The organism is Frigoribacterium sp. CFBP 13605 (assembly GCF_014839405.1).
In the GTDB taxonomy this organism is placed as follows: domain Bacteria; phylum Actinomycetota; class Actinomycetes; order Actinomycetales; family Microbacteriaceae; genus Frigoribacterium.
Genome location: NZ_JACYNS010000011.1, coordinates 1 through 22,739 on the forward strand (window position 1 = coordinate 1; position 22,739 = coordinate 22,739).

General features: G+C 68.5%; 21 protein-coding genes and 1 tRNA gene. 14 read left to right on the forward strand and 8 right to left on the reverse strand.

Annotated features, from left to right (window positions below):
- The 6 genes from IFT36_RS04710 to IFT36_RS04735 form a co-directional block, all read left to right on the forward strand.
- Nucleotides 1-739 (forward strand): Rossmann-like and DUF2520 domain-containing protein (locus IFT36_RS04710; RefSeq protein WP_200412534.1); only part of this gene is annotated, 739 nt, incomplete at its 5' end.
- A 49-nt stretch (nt 740-788) separates the two neighbouring features.
- Entirely contained in the window at nt 789-2,309 is a 1,521-nt protein-coding gene (gene lysS, locus IFT36_RS04715) for a lysine--tRNA ligase (protein WP_200412535.1), read from the forward strand.
- 157 nt (nt 2,310-2,466) lie between these two features.
- Entirely contained in the window at nt 2,467-2,739 is a 273-nt protein-coding gene (locus tag IFT36_RS04720; protein ID WP_200412577.1) for a hypothetical protein, read from the forward strand.
- Nucleotides 2,740-3,140: 401 nt separating this feature from the next.
- Entirely contained in the window at nt 3,141-4,163 is a 1,023-nt protein-coding gene (locus IFT36_RS04725) for a sigma-70 family RNA polymerase sigma factor (protein WP_056044073.1), read from the forward strand.
- Nucleotides 4,164-4,662: 499 nt separating this feature from the next.
- A complete protein-coding gene (locus IFT36_RS04730; protein WP_200412536.1) occupies nt 4,663-5,523 on the forward strand; it encodes a hypothetical protein in 861 nt (286 codons plus the stop codon).
- Nucleotides 5,524-5,826: 303 nt separating this feature from the next.
- Entirely contained in the window at nt 5,827-6,678 is an 852-nt protein-coding gene (locus tag IFT36_RS04735; RefSeq protein ID WP_200412537.1) for a serine protein kinase RIO, read from the forward strand.
- 258 nt (nt 6,679-6,936) lie between these two features.
- On the opposite strand, the gene IFT36_RS04740 is transcribed toward IFT36_RS04735, so the two are convergent.
- Nucleotides 6,937-7,935: an NAD(+)/NADH kinase gene (locus IFT36_RS04740; RefSeq protein WP_082460093.1), complete on the reverse strand. Its 999-nt coding sequence runs from the start codon at nt 7,933-7,935 to the stop codon at nt 6,937-6,939.
- 195 nt (nt 7,936-8,130) lie between these two features.
- Here IFT36_RS04740 and IFT36_RS04745 point away from each other — a divergent pair, with 195 nt between their 5' ends.
- Together IFT36_RS04745 and IFT36_RS04750 are read left to right on the forward strand one after the other, a co-directional pair.
- Nucleotides 8,131-10,620, forward strand: a complete 2,490-nt coding sequence (locus tag IFT36_RS04745) for an ATP-dependent Clp protease ATP-binding subunit (protein WP_159828242.1) — start codon at nt 8,131-8,133, stop codon at nt 10,618-10,620.
- Nucleotides 10,621-10,811: 191 nt separating this feature from the next.
- Nucleotides 10,812-11,417 (forward strand): amino-acid N-acetyltransferase, encoded by a 606-nt coding sequence (locus IFT36_RS04750; RefSeq protein ID WP_200412538.1) that lies wholly within the window; start codon nt 10,812-10,814, stop codon nt 11,415-11,417.
- A 123-nt stretch (nt 11,418-11,540) separates the two neighbouring features.
- Here the strand turns inward: IFT36_RS04750 and IFT36_RS04755 are convergent, their stop codons facing one another.
- The 4 genes from IFT36_RS04755 to IFT36_RS04770 all read right to left on the reverse strand — a co-directional run bounded on the left by IFT36_RS04755 (nt 11,541) and on the right by IFT36_RS04770 (nt 15,693).
- Nucleotides 11,541-12,050, reverse strand: a complete 510-nt coding sequence (locus IFT36_RS04755; protein WP_307785027.1) for a dehydrogenase — start codon at nt 12,048-12,050, stop codon at nt 11,541-11,543.
- Nucleotides 12,051-12,063: 13 nt separating this feature from the next.
- Complete coding sequence (locus IFT36_RS04760) at nt 12,064-12,744, reverse strand: hypothetical protein (protein ID WP_192125149.1); 681 nt, start codon at nt 12,742-12,744, stop codon at nt 12,064-12,066.
- Between the two features lie 648 nt (nt 12,745-13,392).
- Nucleotides 13,393-14,757: a DNA repair protein RadA gene (radA, locus tag IFT36_RS04765; RefSeq protein WP_200412539.1), complete on the reverse strand. Its 1,365-nt coding sequence runs from the start codon at nt 14,755-14,757 to the stop codon at nt 13,393-13,395.
- A 9-nt stretch (nt 14,758-14,766) separates the two neighbouring features.
- Nucleotides 14,767-15,693, reverse strand: a complete 927-nt coding sequence (locus tag IFT36_RS04770; protein ID WP_200412540.1) for an SGNH/GDSL hydrolase family protein — start codon at nt 15,691-15,693, stop codon at nt 14,767-14,769.
- A 137-nt stretch (nt 15,694-15,830) separates the two neighbouring features.
- Here IFT36_RS04770 and IFT36_RS04775 point away from each other — a divergent pair.
- A tRNA-Ser gene (locus tag IFT36_RS04775) sits at nt 15,831-15,921 on the forward strand.
- Between the two features lie 240 nt (nt 15,922-16,161).
- On the opposite strand, the gene IFT36_RS04780 is transcribed toward IFT36_RS04775, so the two are convergent.
- Nucleotides 16,162-16,512 (reverse strand): hypothetical protein, encoded by a 351-nt coding sequence (locus IFT36_RS04780; protein WP_200412541.1) that lies wholly within the window; start codon nt 16,510-16,512, stop codon nt 16,162-16,164.
- A gap of 512 nt (nt 16,513-17,024) precedes the next feature.
- Between IFT36_RS04780 and IFT36_RS04790 the strand changes: the two genes are divergently transcribed.
- The 5 genes from IFT36_RS04790 (at nt 17,025) to IFT36_RS04810 (ending at nt 21,414) form a co-directional block, all read left to right on the forward strand.
- Nucleotides 17,025-17,447 carry a hypothetical protein gene (locus IFT36_RS04790; RefSeq protein ID WP_200412542.1) on the forward strand — a complete coding sequence of 141 codons (423 nt, stop codon included), beginning with the start codon at nt 17,025-17,027 and terminating at the stop codon, nt 17,445-17,447.
- A gap of 606 nt (nt 17,448-18,053) precedes the next feature.
- On the forward strand, nt 18,054-18,785 hold the full coding sequence (locus IFT36_RS04795; protein WP_200412543.1) for a hypothetical protein: 732 nt from the start codon (nt 18,054-18,056) through the stop codon (nt 18,783-18,785).
- Between the two features lie 111 nt (nt 18,786-18,896).
- A complete protein-coding gene (locus IFT36_RS04800; RefSeq protein WP_200412544.1) occupies nt 18,897-19,586 on the forward strand; it encodes a hypothetical protein in 690 nt (229 codons plus the stop codon).
- Nucleotides 19,587-19,907: 321 nt separating this feature from the next.
- Entirely contained in the window at nt 19,908-20,159 is a 252-nt protein-coding gene (locus IFT36_RS04805; protein WP_200412545.1) for a DUF3892 domain-containing protein, read from the forward strand.
- A 412-nt stretch (nt 20,160-20,571) separates the two neighbouring features.
- Nucleotides 20,572-21,414: a hypothetical protein gene (locus IFT36_RS04810; RefSeq protein WP_200412546.1), complete on the forward strand. Its 843-nt coding sequence runs from the start codon at nt 20,572-20,574 to the stop codon at nt 21,412-21,414.
- Nucleotides 21,415-21,741: 327 nt separating this feature from the next.
- Here IFT36_RS04810 and IFT36_RS04815 read toward each other — a convergent pair whose 3' ends face one another.
- Nucleotides 21,742-22,170, reverse strand: coding sequence for a hypothetical protein (locus tag IFT36_RS04815; protein WP_200412547.1), 429 nt, complete (start codon nt 22,168-22,170; stop codon nt 21,742-21,744).
- Nucleotides 22,157-22,654, reverse strand: a complete 498-nt coding sequence (locus IFT36_RS04820; protein ID WP_200412548.1) for an ImmA/IrrE family metallo-endopeptidase — start codon at nt 22,652-22,654, stop codon at nt 22,157-22,159. Before IFT36_RS04820 ends, IFT36_RS04815 begins: the two co-directional genes overlap by 14 nt.
- Nucleotides 22,655-22,739 lie beyond the last annotated feature (85 nt).

Consider the following 22,739-nt stretch of genomic DNA (forward strand, 5'->3'; position numbering starts at 1 on the left):
CCTCGGCGTCGGCATCGTCGGCGCCGGCCGGGTCGGGCCCGTGCTCGGTGCCGCGCTCGCCGCCGCCGGTCACGCGATCGTCGGCATCTCGGCCGTGTCCGAGCGCAGCCGCGACCGGGCCGAGGCGATCCTGCCGGGCGTGCCCGTGCTGACCGTGCCCGAGATCGTCGAGCGCAGCGAGCTCGTCCTGCTCGCCGTCCCCGACGACCAGCTGGCCGACCTCGTGCAGGGCCTGGCCGCGACGGGCACCTGGCAGCCCGGCCAGCTCGTCGTGCACACCTCGCCCCGGCACGGGCTCGAGGTGCTGCGACCCGCCCTCTCGTCGGGGGCGATCCCGCTGGCGATCCACCCGGCCCTCGCCTTCACCGGCACGACCATCGACCTCGTCCGGCTGCGCGACGCCTGGTGCGCCGTCACCGCGCCGACCCCCGTCCAGCCGATCGGCCAGGCGCTCGTCGTCGAGATGGGGGCCGAGCCCGTCATCGTGGCCGAGGCCGACCGGCCGCGTTACGCCGAGGCCATCGCGACGGCCACCGAGTTCTCGGCCGCGATCGTCGCGCAGTCGGTCGGACTGCTGACCGAGCTGGGCCTGCCCGAGCCGGGACGGCTGCTCGCGCCGCTGATGCGGTCGGCCATGGACGCCGCCCTCGGCGAGGCCGGGGGCGCGGCCGGCCCCGGTACCATCGACATGGCCTCGTTCGACGACGGCCCCACCGCGTTCGGTGACCCGCGCGCCTGACCAGGCCCGCGCCTCCCGCCCCCTCCACCACCCCAGGAGCACCTGACACATGACCGCCGCGCCCGACCCGACCACCACCCCCGACGACGAGGCGGCCACCGCCGCGCGCGAGGCGTCGGAGCAGAAGCAGGTGCGGCTCGACAAGCGCGCCCGCCTGCTCGAGGCCGGCGTCGAGGCGTACCCGGTCGGCGTGCCGATCACCGACACGATCGGTGCGGTCCGCACCCGGTACGCCGAGCTCGAGACCGACAGCCGCTCGGGTGACGTCGTCGGGCTGGCCGGTCGCGTCGTGCACGCCCGCAACACGGGCAAGCTCTGCTTCGCCGCGCTCCAGGCGGGCGACGGCAGCCGAATCCAGGCCATGGTCTCGCTCGCCGAGGTCGGCGAGCAGCGCCTCGCCGACTGGAAAGAGCTCGTCGACCTGGGCGACCACGTCTTCGTCAAGGGCGAGGTCATCTCGTCCCGTCGCGGCGAGCTGTCGATCATGGTCACCGAGTGGTCCATCGCGGCCAAGGCGATCCTGCCGCTGCCGAACCTGCACTCCGAGCTCAGCGAGGAGACGCGCGTGCGTCAGCGCTACCTCGACCTGATCGTGCGCGACCAGGCCCGTGCCACCGTCCGCGCCCGGGCCGCCGCGGTCTCGTCGCTGCGCCGCACCTTCGACTCGTACGAGTACCTCGAGGTCGAGACGCCCATGCTGCAGACCATGCACGGCGGCGCCGCGGCCCGACCGTTCCAGACGCACAGCAACGCCTTCGACACCGAGCTGTACCTGCGCATCGCGCCCGAGCTGTTCCTCAAGAGGGCCGTCGTCGGTGGCATCGACCGCGTCTTCGAGATCAACCGCAACTTCCGCAACGAGGGCGCCGACTCGACGCACTCGCCCGAGTTCGCGATGGTCGAGGCGTACCAGGCCTACGGCGACTACGACCAGATGGCCCGCCTGACCCAAGAGCTCGTGCAGAACGCCGCCATGGCCGTCTCCGGCTCGCACCTCGTCACCCTCGCCGACGGCACCGAGTACGACCTCGGCGGCGAGTGGGCCCGCGTGCCGATGTACGAGTCGCTCAGCGAGGCCGCCGGAGTCGAGATCACCCCGTCGACCACCGTCGCCGACCTGCAGGCGCTCGCCGCCACCGTCGACCTGGTCGTGCCGCACGAGACCCACGGCAAGCTCGTCGAAGAGCTCTGGGAGCACTTCGTCAAGCCGTCGCTCGACCGCCCGACCTTCGTGGTCGACTTCCCGGTCGACACGAGCCCGCTCGTCCGCCAGCACCGCTCGAAGCCCGGCGTCGTCGAGAAGTGGGACCTCTACGTCCGCGGCTTCGAGCTCGCCACCGCGTACTCCGAGCTGGTCGACCCCGTGATCCAGCGCGAGCGCTTCGTCGAGCAGGCCGCCCTCTCGGCCCGCGGCGACGCCGAGGCCATGCGCCTCGACGACGACTTCCTCACCGCGCTCGAGCACGGCATGCCGCCGAGCGGCGGCATGGGCATGGGCATCGACCGCCTCCTGATGGCGATCACGGGCCTCGGCATCCGCGAGACGATCCTCTTCCCGCTGGTCAAGTAGCGCCCGCATTCGCGCCCGCGTTCGCGTTCGCGCGGGGGTACGGGCGCTCGCGCGTCGGGTGCAGGAGGCGCGGTGCCGGTCGGGCACCGCGCCTCCGTCGTCTCGGCGTCGAGAGGTGCACGTGGTTTTCCCCGGGAGGGCGACGTACCCTGGTCGGGTGCCTGAGTCCCTTGCCGGAGCCATCGTCTTCTCCGTGACGCCCACCATCCTCGTGGGCCTCATCTTCTGGTTCATCGTCCGGGCACTGCTGCGCTCCGACCGCACCGAGCGGGCCGCCTACGCCAAGGTCGAGGCCGAAGAGCGCGCCCGGGCCGAGGCGGAGGAGCGCGCCGAGTCGCGTGAGCTGTCCGGCCGCGCCGGCGTTACCGGCACCTCGGGCCTGTCCGACCGGTCGGACCTGTCCGACCGCTCGGGCCGCCGCACGGTCTAGTCCGGCCTCTCCCGCCACCGGGTGGGTCGCCGAGGGGTGCGCCCGTGACGGGCGCGCCGGTGACGCGGGCGTCCTCAGGTCACGGCACCGCGCCTCCTGGGCTCGCGGTGCCGTTCGTCGTACCCCGACAGATCGGCCGCCGAGTTTCCGGTGAGCGACCTGGGAATGTGTACCCCCGGCGTGATAGCGACCGCCTATACCCGTTCCGGGCTGCTGTCAAACGTCGTTCGCCTTCGTACCCCGTCGGCGTCGAAACTCTGGACGTGCGCTCGGAGTAGTCCCGTCAGGGCCTGCACCAGCTTTTTTCCGCACGCCCCCGCACGCCAGACTCGAAGTACGCCGACGAGCTTCACGAACTAATCGACGCGACACCAGGTCAGTACTCGAGCAGGGAGAGAACGATGACGACCACTTCCGTCACCACGCGCAACACCACCACAGCCACCGACGACACCGAGGTCGAGGTCCTGTCGCAGGTCCGAGGGGCCTCCACCGACCAGGTCGGCGACTACCTCCGCCACATCGGCCGCATGCCGCTGCTCGACGCAGCGGAAGAGACCGAGATCGCCCGCCGCATCGAGGTCGGCCTGTTCGCCGGCGAGAAGCTCAAAGAGCTGCAGGCGGCCGACGCGGTCAAGAAGAACCGCACCAAGGCCCACGCCGAGATGCTCCGCGACCTCCGCTGGCTGCAGCACGACGGCGAGCGTGCGAAGGACCGCATGATCACCGCGAACCTCCGCCTCGTCGTCAGCATCGCCAAGCGCTACACGCAGCGTGGCCTGCCCTTCATGGACGTCATCCAGGAGGGCAACCTCGGCCTCGTCCGTGCCGTCGAGAAGTTCGACTACACGCAGGGCTACAAGTTCTCGACCTACGCCACGTGGTGGATCCGTCAGGCCATCGCCCGCGGCCTCGCCGACAAGGCGCGCGCCATCCGCATCCCGGTGCACACGGTCGAGCGCATCAACCGCATCTCGCGGGCCGAGCGTGACCTGACCGTCGACCTGGGCCGTGCGCCCACCGTCGACGAGGTGGCCGAAGAGGTCGCCATGGACGTCGCCGACCTCATCGAGCTGAAGTCCCGTTCGCACGAGCCGGTGTCGATCCACACCGTCGTCGGCGATGCAGAAGACAGCGAACTGGGCGACTTCATCGAGGACGAAGAGACCCCGTCGCCCACGCAGGCCACCGAGAGCTCGCTGCTCAACCGCGACATGCACGCCCTCGTGGCGACGTTGCCCGAAGACGAGGCGCGCGTGATCCGCATGCGCTTCGGCCTCGACGACGACCAGCCGATGACCCTCGACGAGATCTCCAAGCGCGTCCACTCGTCGCGCCAGGCCGTCTCGCGCGTCGAGAGCCGTGCCCGCCTCCGCATGTTCGCGAAGGCCGTGAGCCAGGACCTCCAGCTCTACCTGCAGTAGGTCGCAGGCCGCACACGTCAGGGCCGTCGCCCGGGTCACCCCGGGCGGCGGCCCTTCGTCGTGTCCGGGGGTCGCGTCGTGTCTCGTGCCGTGCCGTGGCGCCCGCACCGAGCCTCCTCGGAGCCGCGAGTGGGCAGAACATGCTCTTCGGGGTTCGCCGAGCAGCATCTTCTGCCCACTCGTAGCCGATCGGTCTCGTCAGCCGGAGGCCACGTCCGCCGAGTGGGCAGATCTTGCCCTTCGCGGGGTCGGGAGCAGCATCTTCTGCCCGTTCGGGCCGTGCGGCGTCTGGTCCCCAGAGGCGACGCGTTCGCACGGATCCCGAAGCGACGACATCAGGAGGCGCGGGCCGCGTCCCGGCGGTCAGTTTCGACGGGTGCCGCGCATCGTCGTCCCCCTTCCGCTTGCCGATCGCCCTTTCGCCGTCGACGAGGCCCACCGTGCCGGTCTCGGCATCGGGCGACTCCGAGGGCCGGATCTCGCGGCTCCGCACCGCGGTGTGCGGTACGTCGTCGACGGGCACCCCGATCCCGACGACGTCCCGCGCGACCTCGCGGTCAGGGCCCGCGACGTGCTGCCCGTCATGCTCGACGACTGGCGGTTCTCCCGCGTGACGGCTCTGGGCCTGTGGGGTCTCCCCGTGCCGTGGTGGGTCCGCGACGGCAGAGAACCACTCCACGTCACCTCGATCGAGGGGCGCGGCCCGCGACGGCCTGGTGTCGCCACGCATCGGGCAGGGGCGGCCGCCTCGCGGGCCGACCCGACGGACCGTCGTGCAGGACTCGGTCCGTCCGACCGGCCCCCGATGTCGCGGGTCGACGGTCTGCCGGTCGACGAGCCGGGGACGGCGTGGGTGGAGTGCGGGTCGCTGCTGTCGCTCACCGACCTCGTCCGGGCCGGAGATGCGTTGGCCGGCTGCTGGTCCCCCCACGTGGCGGCTCGGGGACGACCGGTCGCGCAACTCGAGCGTGCGCTCCACGACGCCCGGGGTCGGCGTGGCGTCGCCCGTGTCCGAGAGGCCTTCGAACTGGTCCGACCCGGGGTCGAGTCGCCGAAGGAGACCGAGCTCCGCCTGCTCCTGACCCGGGCCGGGCTCCCGGAGCCCGAAATCAACGTGCGCACGTACGACGACCGTGGGCGCTACCTCGGCAAGCCCGACCTCCGGTACGCGCGGTGCGGGGTGGCCGTCGAGTACGAGGGTGACGAGCACCGCCGCGACCCCGGGCGATTCCGACAGGACATCCTGCGCCGCGAGAGGTTCGCCGACGCCGGTTGGCGCACCGTCCGGTGCACGGACGACGATCTCCACGGGCGACGGACCGACGAACTCGTCGCCCGCGTGCGTCGCCTGCTGTCGTGACTCGGCCGAGTGGGCAGAAGTTGCGCTTCGTTTCCGTCCGAAGAGCATGTTCTGCCCACTCGACCGGCGGGGGATCGAGAGAAACGACCGTCGACAGGGGAGGCGCGGGGCGGTACCGTGGGCGGACCAGGGCCACGAGGTGGCCGGGCCACGAGACACTCCACGAGAGGGGTGATGAGCATGACTGCCGTCAACGCATGCCACGCGTACCCCACTCACCCCGAGACCCTTCGCCCGTAGCGACAGCCGCGCGACGCTCGTCGCGCCCGCCGGGCCGGTCTCACGCCTCCCCTGGAGCACCGCTTGTCCTTCTCCGACGATTTCGTCGTCCCCACCTTCTCCACCGTCGACCCCGACTCCGACGCCGACCAGCGCTGGTCCACCTGGCCGGCCGCCACCCCCACCGAACGCGGGCCCCGGCCCTGGCCCGCCTGGGTCGTGACCTCCGCGGCCGCGATCGACACCGAGCTCGGCGTCGTCAAGACCGGCAAGGAGGCCGACGTCCACCTGATCGACCGAGCCGTGCCGACGGACGTCGTGCTGCGCGCCGGTGACGGAGCCCGCGCCTCCTTGCTGGCCGCGAAGCGGTACCGCGGGCCCGAGCAGAGCGACTTCCACCGTTCGTCGGAGTACCGGGAGGGCCGACGGGTCCGCAACACCCGCGACGGCCGGGCGATGGCTCGCGGCTCGGCGCACGGCCGCCGCGTGCAGGCCGGGCTCTGGGCCGCGGCCGAGTTCGACGCGCTCTGCCGCATGCACTCCCTCGGCGTCGCCGTGCCGTACCCGGTGCAGATCAGCGGCACCGAGATCCTGATGGAGTTCGTCGGGCACGGCGCCGAGGCCGCCCCACGCCTCGCCCAGGTCAAGGACGACGGCGCCATGCTGTGGCCGCTGTTCGAGCAGGTGCACGAGATCGTGATCGGCTTCGCCCGGGCCGGCTTCGCACACGGGGACCTCTCGCCGTACAACCTGCTCGTGCACGACGGGCGCGTGGTCGCCATCGATGTGCCCCAGCTGGTCGACGTCGCGAGCAACCCGACCGGCGTCGAGCTGCTCGAACGCGACTGCCGCAACGTCTGCGCCTGGTTCGCCCGGCGCGGGTTCGTCCGCGACCCCGAGCAGGTCTTCGCCGAGGCGCTGGGCGAGGTGTACTAGGCCGGGGCCGGGCCGGGCCGGGCCGGGCTGGACGGCCGAGCCGGGGCCGGGTCCGGGCGGGGCAGCGTGGGCGTGTTCGTGGGACTCGGGCGCCCATGACCGCCCGCCGAGGCCGAACCCTCCCACGTTCGTGATGACTGCCCGGGCCGCACGACGGCGGCAGAGCGCAGGAGGCGCGGCGCGCGATCACCGCGCACCGCGCCTCCTGAAGGCGAGCGCGTCGGCGCCCGGGGCTGATCCCCCTGGGAGGCGGCCGCGTCAGTGCAGGGGGCTGATGCCGGTGACGGCGGTGTCGTCGTCGTGGGCGACGCCGGCGAGGCCGCCGGCGCGTTCGGCTCGCTCGCGGAAGCGGGCCCGGACGTCGGTGGGGACGAGCTCGAGCAGTTGGTCTTCTCGCAACGGCAGGTCGAGCAGGCTGAGCTTCAGGCGGCCCTTGCGACCGTGTCGGTCGGCGTCGAGTCGGATGACCTGGCCGGCGTCGCGCCGCAGCACGAGCCTGATGACGCAGCCCTCGCTGACGTCGGCGACCACGCGCCCGTCGACCTCGAGCGCGGCCGAGTGCGTGCCGTCGCCGATCTCGAAGCGCAACTTCTCTCGCGGGCCGAGGACGACCGAGCGGTCGATGCCCGACATCGGCGCCACCGGGGTGACCACGACGGCCGCGATCGCGGGGGACAGGATCGGCCCGCCCGCGGCGTAGTTGTAGGCGGTCGACCCGGCGGGGGTGGCCGCGACGATCGCGTCGGCCTTGTAGTAGCCGTAGGGCGTCTCGTCGAGGACGAGGTCGGCCGAGACGACGCCCTCGCCCGGACGGCGGGCCACCGAGACGTCGTTGAAGGCCAGGTAGGTGTTCTCGAAGCCTGATGCCGAGTGCGTGACCTCGAGGGCGTGGTGCGCCTCGAGCGAGAACTGCTTCTGGCCTACGCGGTCGAGCGCCTCGGGCAGTTCGTGCGGCTCGACCTCGACCAGGAAGCCCACGTTGCCGTAGTTGACGCCCAGCACGGGCACGGGACGTTCGGCGACGAGCCGCATGGCGCCGAGCATCGTGCCGTCGCCGCCGAGGGCCACCACGACGGTGACGCGCTCGCGGAAGGTGCGCTCGTCGACCAGCTCGACGCCGTCGCCGACCCGTGCCGCGTCGGAGGTCATGGCGACGAGGTGCGCCTGTGAGCGGGTCGTCCAGCCGCGGATGATCTCGACGCTGTCGAGCACCGACTTCGTGGGGTGCGGAACGAGGCCGACCGTGAACTTGCCCATGGACGCGAGGCTAGCCGCCACCCCTGTCAGCGCGCCCCGTCAGCCCGCCTGCGCACTGCTCTATGCCCCCAGCGAACAGGGGCAGATTAAGCCGCGGGGCCTGGTTACTCTCTCTGTAAACCGGTGCCGAACCCTGCGGGCGCCAGATGCACATTCGGTGGCGACAACCACCCCGCCACCTAGGGAGCAAAGAAGATGTTCGAGAGATTCACCGACCGTGCCCGTCGCGTCGTCGTCCTCGCCCAAGAAGAGGCGAAGATGCTGAACCACAACTACATCGGCACCGAGCACATCCTGCTCGGTCTGATCCACGAGGGCGAAGGCGTCGCCGCCAAGGCCCTCGAGTCGCTGGGCATCTCGCTCGACGCCGTACGCGAGCAGGTGCAAGACATCATCGGCCAGGGCCAGCAGCAGCCGACCGGCCACATCCCCTTCACGCCTCGTGCCAAGAAGGTCCTCGAGCTGAGCCTGCGCGAGGCGCTGCAGCTCGGCCACAACTACATCGGCACCGAGCACATCCTGCTCGGCCTCATCCGCGAGGGTGAAGGAGTCGCCGCCCAGGTGCTCGTGAAGCTCGGCGCCGACCTCAACCGGGTCCGCCAGCAGGTCATCCAGCTCCTCTCCGGCTACCAGGGAAAAGAGGCGGTGGCCGTGGGCGGCGAACAGACCCAGGGCGCGCAGGGCGGCAGCCAGGTGCTCGACCAGTTCGGTCGCAACCTGACGCAGGCCGCGCGCGACAACAAGCTCGACCCGGTCATCGGGCGCGAGAAAGAGATGGAGCGGGTCATGCAGATCCTCTCCCGTCGCTCGAAGAACAACCCCGTCCTGATCGGTGAGCCCGGCGTCGGCAAGACCGCCGTCGTCGAGGGCCTGGCCCAGGCGATCGTCAAGGGCGAGGTCCCCGAGACCCTGAAGGACAAGCAGCTCTACTCGCTCGACCTCGGCTCGCTCATCGCCGGCAGCCGTTACCGCGGTGACTTCGAGGAGCGCCTGAAGAAGGTCACCAAAGAGATCCGCACGCGCGGCGACATCATCGTCTTCATCGACGAGATCCACACCCTCGTGGGTGCGGGTGCCGCCGAGGGTGCCATCGACGCCGCGTCGATCCTCAAGCCGCTGCTCGCCCGTGGCGAGCTGCAGACGATCGGTGCGACCACGCTCGACGAGTACCGCAAGCACTTCGAGAAGGACGCCGCCCTCGAGCGCCGCTTCCAGCCCGTGCAGGTCAACGAGCCCTCGCTGCCCCACGCGATCAACATCCTCAAGGGGCTGCGCGACAAGTACGAGGCCTTCCACAAGGTGTCCATCACCGACGGCGCCATCGTCGCGGCGGCGAACCTCGCCGACCGTTACGTCAGCGACCGGTTCCTGCCCGACAAGGCCATCGACCTGATCGACGAGGCCGGCGCCCGCCTGCGTCTGTCGATCCTGTCCGCACCGCCCGAGCTGCGCGAGTTCGACGAGCGCATCGCCGGCGTCCGCGGCCAGAAAGAGGGCGCGATCGAGGACCAGGACTTCGAGAAGGCCGCCTCGTTGCGCGACGAAGAGAAGAAGCTGCTCGGTGAGCGCCTCCGCCTCGAGAAGACGTGGCGTTCGGGCGAGGCCGGAGCCGGCGGAACCGTCGACGAGGGCATCATCGCCGAGGTCCTGGCCCAGGCCACGGGCATCCCGGTCTTCAAGCTCACCGAAGAAGAGACCTCGCGTCTCGTCTTCATGGAGAAGGCCCTGCACCAGCGCGTCATCGGACAAGAGCAGGCCATCGCGGCCCTCTCGAAGACCATCCGCCGCACGCGTGCCGGCCTGAAGGACCCCAAGCGTCCCTCCGGGTCGTTCATCTTCGCCGGGCCCACGGGCGTCGGCAAGACCGAGCTGGCCAAGGCGCTCGCCGAGTTCCTGTTCGACGACGAGGGCGCGCTGATCTCGCTCGACATGTCCGAGTACGGCGAGAAGCACACCGTCTCGCGTCTGTTCGGTGCCCCTCCCGGGTTCGTCGGCTTCGAAGAGGGCGGGCAGCTGACCGAGAAGGTCCGCCGCAAGCCGTTCTCCGTGGTGCTGTTCGACGAGATCGAGAAGGCCCACCCCGACATCTTCAACTCGCTGTTGCAGGTGCTCGAAGAGGGTCGTCTCACCGACGGTCAGGGTCGCGTCGTCGACTTCAAGAACACGGTCATCATCATGACGACCAACCTCGGCACGAAGGACATCACCGGCGGCCCCGTCGGCTTCCAGATCGAGGGCGACACGGCGACCTCCTACGAGCGCATGCGTTCGAAGGTCACCGAAGAGCTCAAGAAGCACTTCAAGCCCGAGTTCCTGAACCGCGTCGACGAGACGATCGTGTTCCCGCAGCTCAACCAAGAAGAACTGCTGCAGATCGTCGACCTGTTCGTCAAGCGCCTGTCCGACCGTCTGCTCGACCGCGACATGACGGCCGTGCTCTCGCAGTCCGCGAAGGAGCGTCTCATCGAGATCGGGTTCGACCCGTCGCTCGGTGCCCGGCCGCTGCGTCGTGCCATCCAGCACGAGGTCGAGGACCGTCTGTCCGAGCGCATCCTGCAGGGTGAGCTCAACGCGGGCGACCACGTCCAGGTCGACTTCGTCGACGGAGAGTTCACCTTCGCCACCTCGCGTCAGCCGGGTCGCGAAGAGGTCCTCGTGGGCGACGCCCCCGAGCTCGAGAGCTAGGCGCGACACCAGCACGACGGCAACACCTGCACGACAGCAACACCGAAGGAGGCGCGGGTCGCCTTCGACGCCCGGGGCGGTCTTCCACTGTGGAGGCCGCCCTTCGGCGTACCCGGGGCCGGGTCGCGAACGCGTCGCTAGGCTGGGCGGCGGCCCGCGCCTCCTCGGGTCGTGGTGTTCGAGGGAGTCCCATGTCAGACGCGGCAGACGCGCCCACCGGTGCCGACGGACTCGGCAGTGCCGACCGGCTCGGCGGTGCCGACGCGCTCGGGGGTGCCGACCGGCACGGCATCACGGTGCGGAACGCGGTCGTCAGTGACGTGCCGCACATCCAACGGCTGTGCGAGCCGTTCGTGCAGAAGCGCATCCTGCTCGGCAAGGACCTCGTGACGCTGTACGGCGACGTCCAGGAATTCCAGATCGCGGTCGGGCCCGACGGGGTGCCGATCGGCTGCGGCGCGCTGCACGTCATGTGGGACGACCTGGCCGAGGTGCGCACGCTCGCCCTCGACGCCGCATGGATCCGCAAGGGGGTCGGCCACCGCCTCCTCGAGTCGCTCGAAGGGGCGGCCCGTCGGCTCGAGATCGGCCGACTGTTCTGCCTGACGTTCGAGGTGGACTTCTTCGAGAAGCACGGCTACCTCAACGTGGGCGACGAGGGTCTCGTGCCGCCGGACGTCTACGGCGAGCTCGTGCGCTCGACCGACGAGGGTGTGGCGGAGTTCCTCGACCTGGCCCGGGTCAAGCCGAACACGCTCGGCAACTCGCGGATGCTGAAGGCGCTGCCCGCGTTGTAGTCGTCCGCGCGCGAACTCGCGTTCGCTGCGGCCGGTCGAGTGGTCCCGAATCGTCCCTCGTCGCGCTGGGGAGGACGATTCGGGACCACTCGACCCGCGCCTCCTGGGCTCGGGGGCTTCTCGCTAGCCGAGGGCCTTGAGGAGGTCTTCCGGGTTGGCGGCCATGGTGTGCGGGCCGGCGATGTCGAAGAAGACCTGCTCGATGACGTCGAGGTGGGCCTCGAGGAAGGCGCGCAGCGAGAGCGCGTCGTAGAGCATGACCTGGCGGTTCGGGTCGTCGGGGACCATCGCGGCGTAGGTGTCGTCCGACGAGAAGAGCAGCAGGATGCGCTTGTCGGTGTTCTCGCGACCGAAGACGCGGACCTGGTCGCCTTCGTCGGGGAGGGCTCCGTCGTCGGGGCCGCCGGTCGAGGGTGCGGCGTCGGCGGTGTCGTTCGTGGCGCTCGCGTCGCTCGGCAGGACGAGCTTCGGGACGACGACCACGTCGTGACGCAGGGCGAAGGCGACGGCGGCGGCGTCCTGGGCGGCGAGGGCCAGCTCGAGCGACTCGGAGCGGAAGGTGCCGTTGCGGTCGTCCGGGTCGACGGGCTCGCGGGGGTCGGTGGGCTCGGAGGAGGGGGTGGCTGCGTTCACGGGTGGGTCACTGTCAGTTCAGGATCATCTGGGCGGTGTCGGCGGAGGTGATGTCGCCGACCGAGACGGCGAGGCGGTAGGTCGCGCCGCCGGCGGTGACGGGTTCGCGCGAGGTCGACTCGCAGGTGTCGGCGGACGAGCGCGTGCGGTCCCAGGCGATGGGGGGAGTGCTGAGCGTCTGGCCGGCGGTGAGCGTGACGACCTGGTTGGTGCCGTTGACCTGGCAGTCCTTCGAGGACCAGTACTGCTCTTCGCCGCTCGAGATGACGAGGGTCTGCTGGGCCGAGCCGAGGTCGATCGAGCAGTCGGAGCGGCCCGAGTTGGTGATCGACATCGAGATCTGCGGCAGCTCGGTGGCGGCGTAGCTCGTCTTGTCGGTGACCGGCTTCAGCTCGATGCTGCGGGTCGAGCAGGCCGGGGCGTCGGAGGCGCCCTCGGTCGAGGTGTCGGCCGGGTCGGCGGTGGCGTCGGCCGCGGGGGCGGTCTCGGTGGGGGCCGGTTCGCTGGGGGCGGTGTCGGCCGGGGGCGCGGAGGTCGTCGCGGCGGCACCGGGTTCTGCCGAGCCGGACCCGGGGCGGACGACGATCAACACGATGATGACCACGACCGCGATCAGACCGAGCGCGAGCACCGCGCGACGACGCCAGTAGACCGAGGGCGGTTGCGGCCCGACCGGGTTCTTGAACGTCGACATGGGCACAGGTTAAGGGCCGGTCAGGGGGTTGGCCGGGACCAGCGCGGCGTGTGGGCTGAGAATCCGCGTGGAGCGGGGTGCAGGTGCCTGGTGAGGCGGTCGACCCGGGTGTACCCCGGTGCGGGGGATGTCGGGTGAGGGCGGGTGCTGTTGGGTGGGGGCGGTGCTCGGGTGGTCGGGACGTGGAGGCCGAGTGGGCAGGAGATGCTGCTCAAGCGCGGGGGAGGAGCATCTTCTGCCCACTCGGGCCCTCGTCTCGTGCGGGCCGGGCCGGTGGGTGGGGCGCTGGTTCCGGAGGCGCGGGTCGAGTGGTCGCGGATCGTCCGTCGGGTGCGTCGGAAGGACGGTTCGGGACCACTCGACGGGCTGGTGCTCGTGTGCGGGCGTGCAGGTGCGCAGGCATCGCGGCCGTCGAGTGGGCAGAAGGTGCTCGTCAGGTTGGTGTGAGCAGCACCTTCTGCCCACTCGCACCCGGTGTCGGACGTGCGGACCGTACGTCCGCCGGCCGGGCCGGGCCCGGCCCGGCCCGGGGCCCGGGTCAGGAATTGCGGGACGCGTCAGGACACCCGAGTCGGCCTCGGGTCACGAGCCGCGGGTCGGGCCGAGAGACGTGGGTGTCTCGGGTAAGGAGGCGCGGGTCGGATGGGCTCAGAAGGCCCGGTCGAGCTCGCGGTCGCGTTCGGAGCCCGCGGCGCTGAACGCCCGGCGGAGCGCTTCGCGCAGGTTGCCCGATTCGGCGTCGACGAGCTGGGTGAAGCCGAGGCGTCGCGCTTCGGAGGCGCGTTGTTTGGGGGAGGACACGGGGCGGATCTCGCCGGCGAGGCTGATCTCGCCGACGGCGGCCATGGTCTGGGGGAAGGGTTTCTCGCGGCTGGCGCTGGCGAGGGCGAGAGCGATGGCGAGGTCGGCGCCGGGTTCGGTGATCTTGATGCCGCCGACGGTGCTGACGTAGACGTCGGCGTCGCCGAGGCGGATGCCGGCGCGGCGTTCGAGCACGGCGAGCAGCATGGCGACGCGCGACGAGTCGACGCCGTTGACGACGCGGCGGGGTTGCGGTGTCGAGCTGGCGACGATGAGCGCCTGGACTTCGACGGGCAGGGCGCGGCGGCCTTCCATGGCGACGGTGATGCAGGTGCCGCTGACGGGGGTGCCGTTGCGCGACATGAAGAGGCCACTGGGGTCGGCGACCTCGGCGATGCCGTCGCCGGTCATCTCGAAGCAGCCGACCTCGTCGGTGGGGCCGAAGCGGTTCTTGTGGGCGCGGATGAAGCGGAGCGCGGTCTGCCGGTCGCCTTCGAACTGGCAGACGACGTCGACGAGGTGTTCGAGCAGGCGGGGGCCGGCGATGGTGCCGTCCTTGGTGACGTGGCCGACGAGCAGGACGGGCAGGTTGCGGTCTTTGCTGACGCGGATGAGGGTGGAGGCGACCTCGCGCACCTGGGAGGTGCCACCCGCGATGCCGTCGATGGTCGAGGACGAGACGGTCTGCACCGAGTCGACGATGACGAGCTGGGGGTCGACCTGGTCGATCTGGCCGAGGATGACCGAGAGGTCGACCTCGGCGGCGAGAAAGAGGTTGTCGTGCATGGCGCCGGTGCGTTGGGCGCGGAGGCGGACCTGCGAGGCGCTCTCTTCGGCGGTGACGTAGAGGACGCGGGCGCCGGTGGCGGCGGCGCGGGAGGCGACCTCGAGCAGCAGGGTCGACTTGCCGACGCCGGGTTCGCCGCTGAGCAGGATGGCGGCGCCGGGGACGATGCCTCCGCCGAGGACGCGGTCGAACTCCGCGATGCCGCTGGGCCAGTAGGCGACGCCGTTGGCTTCGACCTGGGTGATGGGTCGTGCGACGCGGTCGCCTTCGACGCGGACCGAGGCGGTGCCGCGGGCGCTGACGAGGGCCGAGGTGACGTCGACGACGGTGCCCCACTTCTGGCACTCGCCGCAGCGCCCGGCCCACTTGAGCGACGTCCACCCGCACTCGGTGCAGCGGAACGGGGGAGTGGTGGTGCGAGCCATGCCGTCAGCCTAGGAGGCGCCCCCGACATCGGCGGAGGCGTCCGTCGGGGACGTGGTGGCGCCTCCTGCGGGGTCCGTCGTCGGGGTGTCGCTGCTGGTGCTGGCAGTCGGGGCGCTGGCTGCCGCGGCCGTGTGGGCCGCGACGGCTTCGGCCTCGCGGGCCTCGTGGGTGGTGGCGGCGTCGTCGGCGGCGATGCGGGCGAGGCGGGCGGCGATGGCGGGTTCGAAGGCGGAGGCCCAGACGCGGTAGCCGCGGTCGTTGGGGTGGAAGAGGTCTCCGGCCGAGTTGCGGTAGGTACGGAAGAAGCCCTGGCGGCGGGTGGTCTCGTAGAGCGGGGCGACGGTGAGGCCGAACTCGCCGGCGACGCGGCGGACGATGGCGTTGGCCTCGACGAGCTTCTTCTCGCGGTCGGGAATCCACATGGCGGGCAGGTCGCCGACGATCGCGTGTGAGGGCAGGGCGCCGTAGATGACGCGGAGGTTCTTCTCGAACGACTCGGGGTTGAACTGGATGATGTCGTTGGCGCCGATGGCCACGGTGACGACGTCGGGTTCGTACTTCTCGAACTTCGGCAGCTGGTCTTTGCGGCAGAGCCAGGTGGTCGAGCCGCTGACGCTGAGGTTGACGACGCGCAGCGAGGTGTGGCTCTGGCGGCGCATGTATGCCGAGAGGCGGCCGACGTAGCTGCGGGCCGGGCTCGAGGCTCCGATGCCCTGGGCAGCTGAGTCGCCCATCGCGACGTAGAGCAGTTTGCCCTTGCGGTCGAAACGGTCGCGCCACCAGGCGGAGTGGACGGGCAGCAAGGCGTTCAGGTCGGCGGCGGCCGCGTTGCGGCGCTGCATGAAGCGGCTGACGCCGGCGCCGGCGGCGGCCGTGGTGGCGAGGGTGACGCCGACGCCCGAGAGGAAGGCGGTGACGGTGTGGCGTGAGGGCATGGGCCGAGGCTACGCCGGGCTCCGATGCCCGTGCCGGGCGTCTGTGCACCCTGTGCACGACCCCGAGGAGGCGCGGTGCGGTGGACGAGCAATCCCCCGGTTTCGTCCCTGCCGCCGGATGTACTAAACTCCATCTCGGTACCGTGTCCGAGCGGCCGAAGGATCATGTCTCGAAAACATGTGTGGGGGTTAACTCCACCGTGGGTTCAAATCCCACCGGTACCGCCAAAGGGCTGATTACGGAACTGGCGAAATCCGTTTGCGTAACTAGCCTCTAAGAGAAAACCCCCGGATTTCCGGGGGCTTTTCTCGTCTCTGGGGCCTGATCTCACCACTTCGACCCCTGCGACCCTGGTCCCTTGAGCTGTGACCGTTCGCTCCCGAGCCCGACATGACGAAAGCCGCGCCTTTCGGGCGCGGCAGATTGTCCGGTCTTGCTAGGTGAAGTGTCAGAAGGGAGTGGGCTCGCTAAGTCCGAAGCTCGGGAGCGGGTTCCTCCGGGGGTAGGTCTTCTTCGAAGACGCCGTCGACCCGGTCGTACCAGCGTCTGTAGTTCGTGAGGTTGTTCCGGTCGTGGCTTCGCTGGATGGGCGGCGTCTTGGGCTGCGCTTTCCGGCGGGTGTTCATGAACTTGGCGATGCGTCGCAGGTTGGTAGTGACCATCATGATCGTGAAGATGTAGGACTGGGCGGCGAGACCGCGAACGCGTCGGCCGGCGGACTCGTCCATGCGCTCGGGTCCGGTCTTGAGGTAAGCGTTGTGGGATTCGGTTGATGCGATGGGGCATATGGAGGGGCCCTGGCGAACGGTCACGGTCATGGGCTCCTCGGGTCTGGCTGCCGTGATTGTTCCTGCGACTGCGGGGCGGACAAGGTGCGCTGGGCGCTGCTTGAGATGAAGACATGCGACACGTCTAGGGCATGTCTGACAATTGCCTCGTCCACGCGATGACCGCGTTGAGGACGACGGCGGCGCGGAAGACGAGCGCGAGCTTGTCCTAGCGAGTGCGTCATCGAACGCCGCTACGCCCACATCAAGCAGTGGCGAGGCCTGGCGTCTCTGTGAGCCGTTCTTGATCGGCTAATGAGCGCTTCCCTCGAGCGCTCGAGTCAGTGCATGCGCGATCGCGACGTCGGTGCTGAGGGGTGAACCAAATCGATTCATGGCGTTCGCAAAGCCAGGGGGTCGGCCCTAAAGAGGCTGTTCGCGTCGTCACCACGCCTTAAATGGACTCGGAAATGTTCTCCCTTGGAAGGGCCCCAGGGGCACAACGCTGCCCTGCCCGCCGCGATTGTTGGTAGTTTCGATGAGCAAAAGAGGGTGTGCTGCACATGGATGAAGATGAGCGGGTTGACGGCCAGCATCTGGTCGAGAATCTTGCTTTGTCGAGGTCGTCCCTCGTGGTGTGGGGTGCCCCCGAAGAGCGTCATGCGCGGGGCTGGGCACTCACAGAAGCCGACGTTGTTCTGGACTCGGGTCGCCCCTTCGGCAGCCTTCTCTACCGCGAAGTCCACGGTGGTCGAACGGAGCGCGTGGCTGTGCGGTGGAACAACGTCGAAGAGCAGCTGCACTGCTTCGTCGTCAACCGCAAAGCCCCCGAGGAAGACCGCCGGCGCCTCGAGCTCGACGCACGATCCCGAGCCGCAGCGTTCATGGCGATCCACGCCGAGCTGGGGGTGGCCGTTAGTGGCCACCGTGTCGCCTCGAGCGGCGTACGGGCCGCCGCGCATCTGCTCCCGGCCGCCGACATCTGACCGTTTTCCTCAGCGCAATGACGGCTACGGCTTCGTGGCGCAACTCGCTAAAGGTCGCTCCGCAGGTCCTGCTGACCACATCCGCCGCACAGGCAATCTCTTCTCAAGTCCTCCACGACTCGCTACAACCTCGGTGGGCAGACTGAACTGCCTCACTCGACGCCTGCGTTCTTACGCAACTCAGGCGTCGAGGACAACGGTGGCCGATTCAGAAACAGTTCCTCTGGATTGAGATCTCTCTCACGACAGGGCTCGTCGGCGTGAGATTCAGTGCCCGTAACTGAGATTGAGATGCCCTCCTCCAACCACGTCGACGACCGCAACATCCAGGAGGNCCGTCGAGAGTGTCATGTGGATAGCTGCCGCTGTTCTCGTAATTCTTGGACTCCTTCTCCCCCTTGCCACCCACTCTCCATGAGGGAGGCAGCGCCGGGGTGCGTGGCCCTCGAAGTTTCCTCAGTGCGTCGGCAGCCCCAGACGGGCTGGCTCAACTAGGCGCTCGGAACGAACTCAGGCTCGCAAGCAATAAACATCGCAGGTCTTGCGCCTTACCTGCAGGCCTCGCCGCCAAGTTCTAGGGTCACCCGTTGGCTGTACGTTGCGGCCATGACGAGCTCCCCGAAAGTAAACGACGTCGAACCGCAGGATCACCAAGAATTCAAGATGCCTGGGGCCAGGTCTCGCTTAGGCCGTGCTGTCGACGTCATGACGGATGTCCTACTTGCGGGGTTCGGGGTGGCTGCGCTCGTCTCCCTGGCTCTTCTGCCGGCGACCGATACGTCGACTGGGGCCCGAACAGCTCTCGGCATCTGGACTGGGCTGTTGGGTCTTGTCGTCATGCCAGGGGTGTGGATTCTTGCCTGCGTACCACCGCGAAAGAGACTCCGAGAGGCTAGTGCGCTGGTGGACCGGGCGGTGGTTTTCGGGCGGAGCCTGTGGAGTGCAGTGGTCTTCATTGGCTCCCTCGCCATCGCGACTGCTGTCGGGATCGAGGCCTCTGCAACAGCCGATGCGCAAGGCCCTAACGCGGCCCTAGACGCTTTGTTCGGTGGAGAAATGCAAGTGCTGGTGCTCCGAATTCTTGGCGTCGTCACCTTGCTCGCTGCAAGCCACATGATCGTCATGTGGCTGATCGACTTGGGAGCGGTCATGCGCACGGGAGAGGCCGATACCCTCATTCTCAGGCTCGAGCAACGTTGGACAGGACGAGTAAACCCGAATGAAGGTGCGGCTGTCCTTCGACGCGGCATTAGGGAGGTCGCCGAAGCGGGAACCAGGATTGGTCTGCCGGTCCTGGCTGCAACCATCATTGTGGCCTACTGGGTAGGGCTCACATAGGGCTCACATAGGGCCGCGAGGCTTCAGCGTCTGCATCAGGCGCTGAGTTGCGACGATGTCATTGGTGACTGGGATGCTCACGCCATGATGTTTGAAACTGACCGTTCGAACGTGCCCCGGGCCTACCTGCCACTAAGTGGTGACAACGAGGCCGACCTGTCGATCGCACTGAGATGGCTCATTGAGGCGGGGCTTGCCGCCGGGCAGCGAATTGGCGTACAGATTCCCTCCCGCGACGCCATCCGCGAGAACCCGGCACTTCAAGGCTTGGACCGCCGCGGACTCGCCTCCTTCGCTACGTGGCGGCACAGCAGCGCGAACAAGACCGTGACGGGACCGCAACTGTCGTTCTTCCCCAACCTCGAAATGCTTTTGACCCTTGAGGACCGCAGGACGGCGGCGCTCGTTGTCCTTAGCGTCCACGACTCGCACCGTGCATGGGTCAGCGCATACGACGTGCCCTCCTTGGGCGTCAGTTCTGTCGATGCGCTCCCGGCGCCGGACCCGGTTCTCAAGGCGGCTCTGGCGACTTTCACGAACTCCGTGAACTCGAGTACCGGTATCACTGACCCCCGAGACAAGTCTCGGGTAGTGGACGGGCTGCAGAAGCTTAAACGCGCCGGCTTCTCCTTCACCCGGGATCAGCTTGTGGCTGAGGCGCTTCGCCACAACTGGCGTGGGTCCGCAGCTTTCGCCCTCGGAAACGTCGGAGCCGAGGTCCTCGCGGGCAAGCAAAAACGCGTCCGCGAGACGTATCGCGACAACATCGTCGACCTGTGGCGAGACGACGCTCGCGACTGAGGTAAAACCCGTCTATACCGGTAGTCCACGCCTCCGGACGAGACCGTCCTACGTTGGAGAATGTGCCCATCAGTCTCGACAAGATGCGTCGAAGGTCTCCTTTCGCTGCTGACGCGCAGTCAGAACCCGGCGAGACTTGCCGAGCCGCGACAGTGGCCACCGCTAAAGCTTTAGTGGGGCTAGAAGTTCCAACCGTTTGGTCCTCGCGCTAAGCCGTTGAGGCATTGTCAGTGGCTAGCCCCACGATAGGTAGCGAGTGAAACTCACTCATTGGAGACGGCCACCTGCGTCGGTCCAAAGAAGAAGAGAAAGGGCGCAGCCATGGCTGATTCCGAAATCAAGAACGTGACGAAGGACAAAGACGGCGACATCACACATGTAGGGGTTAAGGGCCGTTGGGCTTGGCCTGTCTCCGACGCGGTGTCCTCTATCGAGTCGAGGACTAACACCTTCTACGTCCTGTGCCCTCAGCGCGCGGAAGTGTTCGTCGCCCAGGCAGGTGGGCGCAAGTTCCTCAAAACGACTGCCGACACTTCGCTGAAGAACAACCTCGACAACTTGCCGCCACTCTGACCCGCCGGGTTGCGGGCGGGAGGTCAGAGACCTTCTGCCCGCAGTCATGCTGCGCGGCTCTAGGGTCTTCCGGTTGCAGGAATTGGCGCGGGAGAGCGGCACGGTCGCCGTCCCGAATGGCGCGCAGGGTCAAGTAGCAGCTGTCGGAGGGAGGGGCCGCTTAGGTTTGCGTGGGGTGGAGAGCGGGGCGGTAGGCGGTTCGAGGACCGAGCCGGCCTTCGACAACCTCCTCCAGCAACCCCGAGGGGCGCGGCGAACGAGAGTGGGCCTTGTCGTCAATTGGGGCCAAGACAGAGGCCGATTGAGGAGCGAGGTCGCCTAAGTGCAAGGGCGGCCCGACCGCCCGGTGCCCCGAGCCCCGAGCCCCGCAGAGCTTCCGCTTTGAACGCCTTGACTCTTGTATGTTTCTCTCATGTCAACGGGGGAAGAAGTGCAAGAACAAGACAGCCGCGAACACGACGACGCGAGCGCCACGCAAGAACCTCAGAAGCCTTCCTGGTTACCAGCCGGCCTTCTCGTCGTGGGGATACTGCTGTTTGTGGTGACGGTTGTGGCCATTGCTTGCAAGGCCGCTGTGGCGGCGCTCGTGTTCGGCGCAAGCAGCGCCGTTGTGGGCATCGCCCTCACCTTCGTCATCGCCCACAACCAGAACAAGCAGAGCAACGAGCTCAGCAAAGTCGTTACTGACACCAGTGAGGTGGTCCAGAACGTCGAGAAGGTCCTCATTGAGCTCAGAGAGCAAGCGTCGGCGCGCGTGTACGTCGAACCTGAAGATGCGGGTGACGCTGCCGGCGCCCCTGACGCCGCTGACAGTGATGACGCCGGCATCGACGGAACCGAGGCGCCAACGGGGCCGTGGTGGGCTCCGGAAGCGCTGGAGCGTCTCCGTGCGGTCGGGGCGAGCTTGGATGAAACCGACCTTCTCTGGCGGAAGCGAACCTCGATTCCGCCGATGCGCGGCAATCAAGGCTGGTTCGTCGAATCGCCCAGCAAGCCCAAGGCTGGCCGCTGGTTCGTCCGGAAGGCGCACGGCATGGACGCGCGCAAGGCCATGCCTCGCGAGTATCTCGAAGCCCTAGAAGCCCAAGGTCCGCTCGACCCGCGGCAAATCCGGCTCGACTTCCAGCTCAAGAACCATGGCCTGGCCGCCTGGTATGCCCGGACATACGACGGCGATCTATGGAAGGTGTCCCGCTCCAATCGAAGCGCCGACGGCGAGATCCACGCGGAGAAAGTCAACGAACTCGACTCCTGACCTTCACAAGTACAGCACCGTTCGGCTACTTGCCGGGCGGTGCTGCCCCGTTAAACCCAAGCGCAAGCTCCCCGTCGTCGCGGCGGCACGGTCATCACATGGGGTCAGGGCCACGACCGCACCGGGACGAGTGGGTGCACAGCTGTGCTCGCCGACCCGGACAGCGTGACGTGGCAAGTCATCAGTGACGCCATGACGATGAGCAGCGACGAGGCTGCCCTCCGTGAGGCGATGGAGCTGCGAGCGGTCGACCGGGTCCGGGTGGCGTGGAGAGTGGTCCCAATCTCGGTCGGCAAGCCGAGGTGACGGCTAAGGGCCTTTGCGCCCTTACGCGTAGAACAGGCGGTGGATGGTGCCCCAGGCAGCAGTCCCTGCAAGGCCTACCGTGATGGCGACCAGCGCGATCCGCATGACGTAGTCCGAGTTGCGGCAGAGCTTGTAGAACACCGGATGCGCTTCGTTGAGGGCGTCGACGCGTTCCTGCTTGGTGGGGTGAGCGAAGCGGAGGTCCGCGTGATAGACGAAGAGGTCCGTGAAGATCGTCGCTTTGAGCAAGCTCGCAAGGAACCTGACCCCAGGGACCTGGTCTTCGTAGGTCGGCCGTGGGGGAGGGGCCTGGGCCGAGGCGTCCGGCTCGGAGGCTTCCATCTCCGAACCGGACTTTATGGCGGCGTTGAAATCGTCGTTGTTCTCACTCGGCGGGGGTGTCTCCGAGGGGTCGTCGCCGTTCTCGGGTTCGACGTCAGACGAGGCCAAGGTTTGACAGGCGGTTCGACATCGCGTCCAAAGAGACACGGAAGTAGCGGGCGAGCTCCGGAGCGGATTTGCCGACACGGTGAAGCCGGCGAACTTCATTCGTGGGCATGAGGAGTTCAGCTGCAAACTTGTTCGCGAAGATCTCTTCGTGGTTTGTGCCGCAGGCTGCCAGCTGGTCGCGGCGGTGCAAGAACGGCTCCTGGGCGCGCTGAGCGTCCTGCGTGACGGCGAAGTAGTGGCCGAGCTCGTGGGCGGTGGTGAACCTCTGGCGGACGGGTGCGTGCTCGCTGTTGATGACGAGATCAGTTTCGGCCCCGTGCTCTCGACGGCCAATCATGCCGGAGAGCGTGTTCGACAAGCGGGACTGGTAGACGTTGATGCCGAAGCTCCGCGCGATTTCGACCGGGTCGATCGGGTAGGAGTGGGGCTTGCCGTTGGTGTACAGGTCCAGCATCAGGTGTGCGGCTTCTTCGGGTGTGGGCATGTCGGCGTCTCCTCTCCGGGCAGGGTGCGGCTGCGGTGGTGTCCGGGTCCTGCTCTCAAGATAACAGCGCGGTGTCACGAAAGGT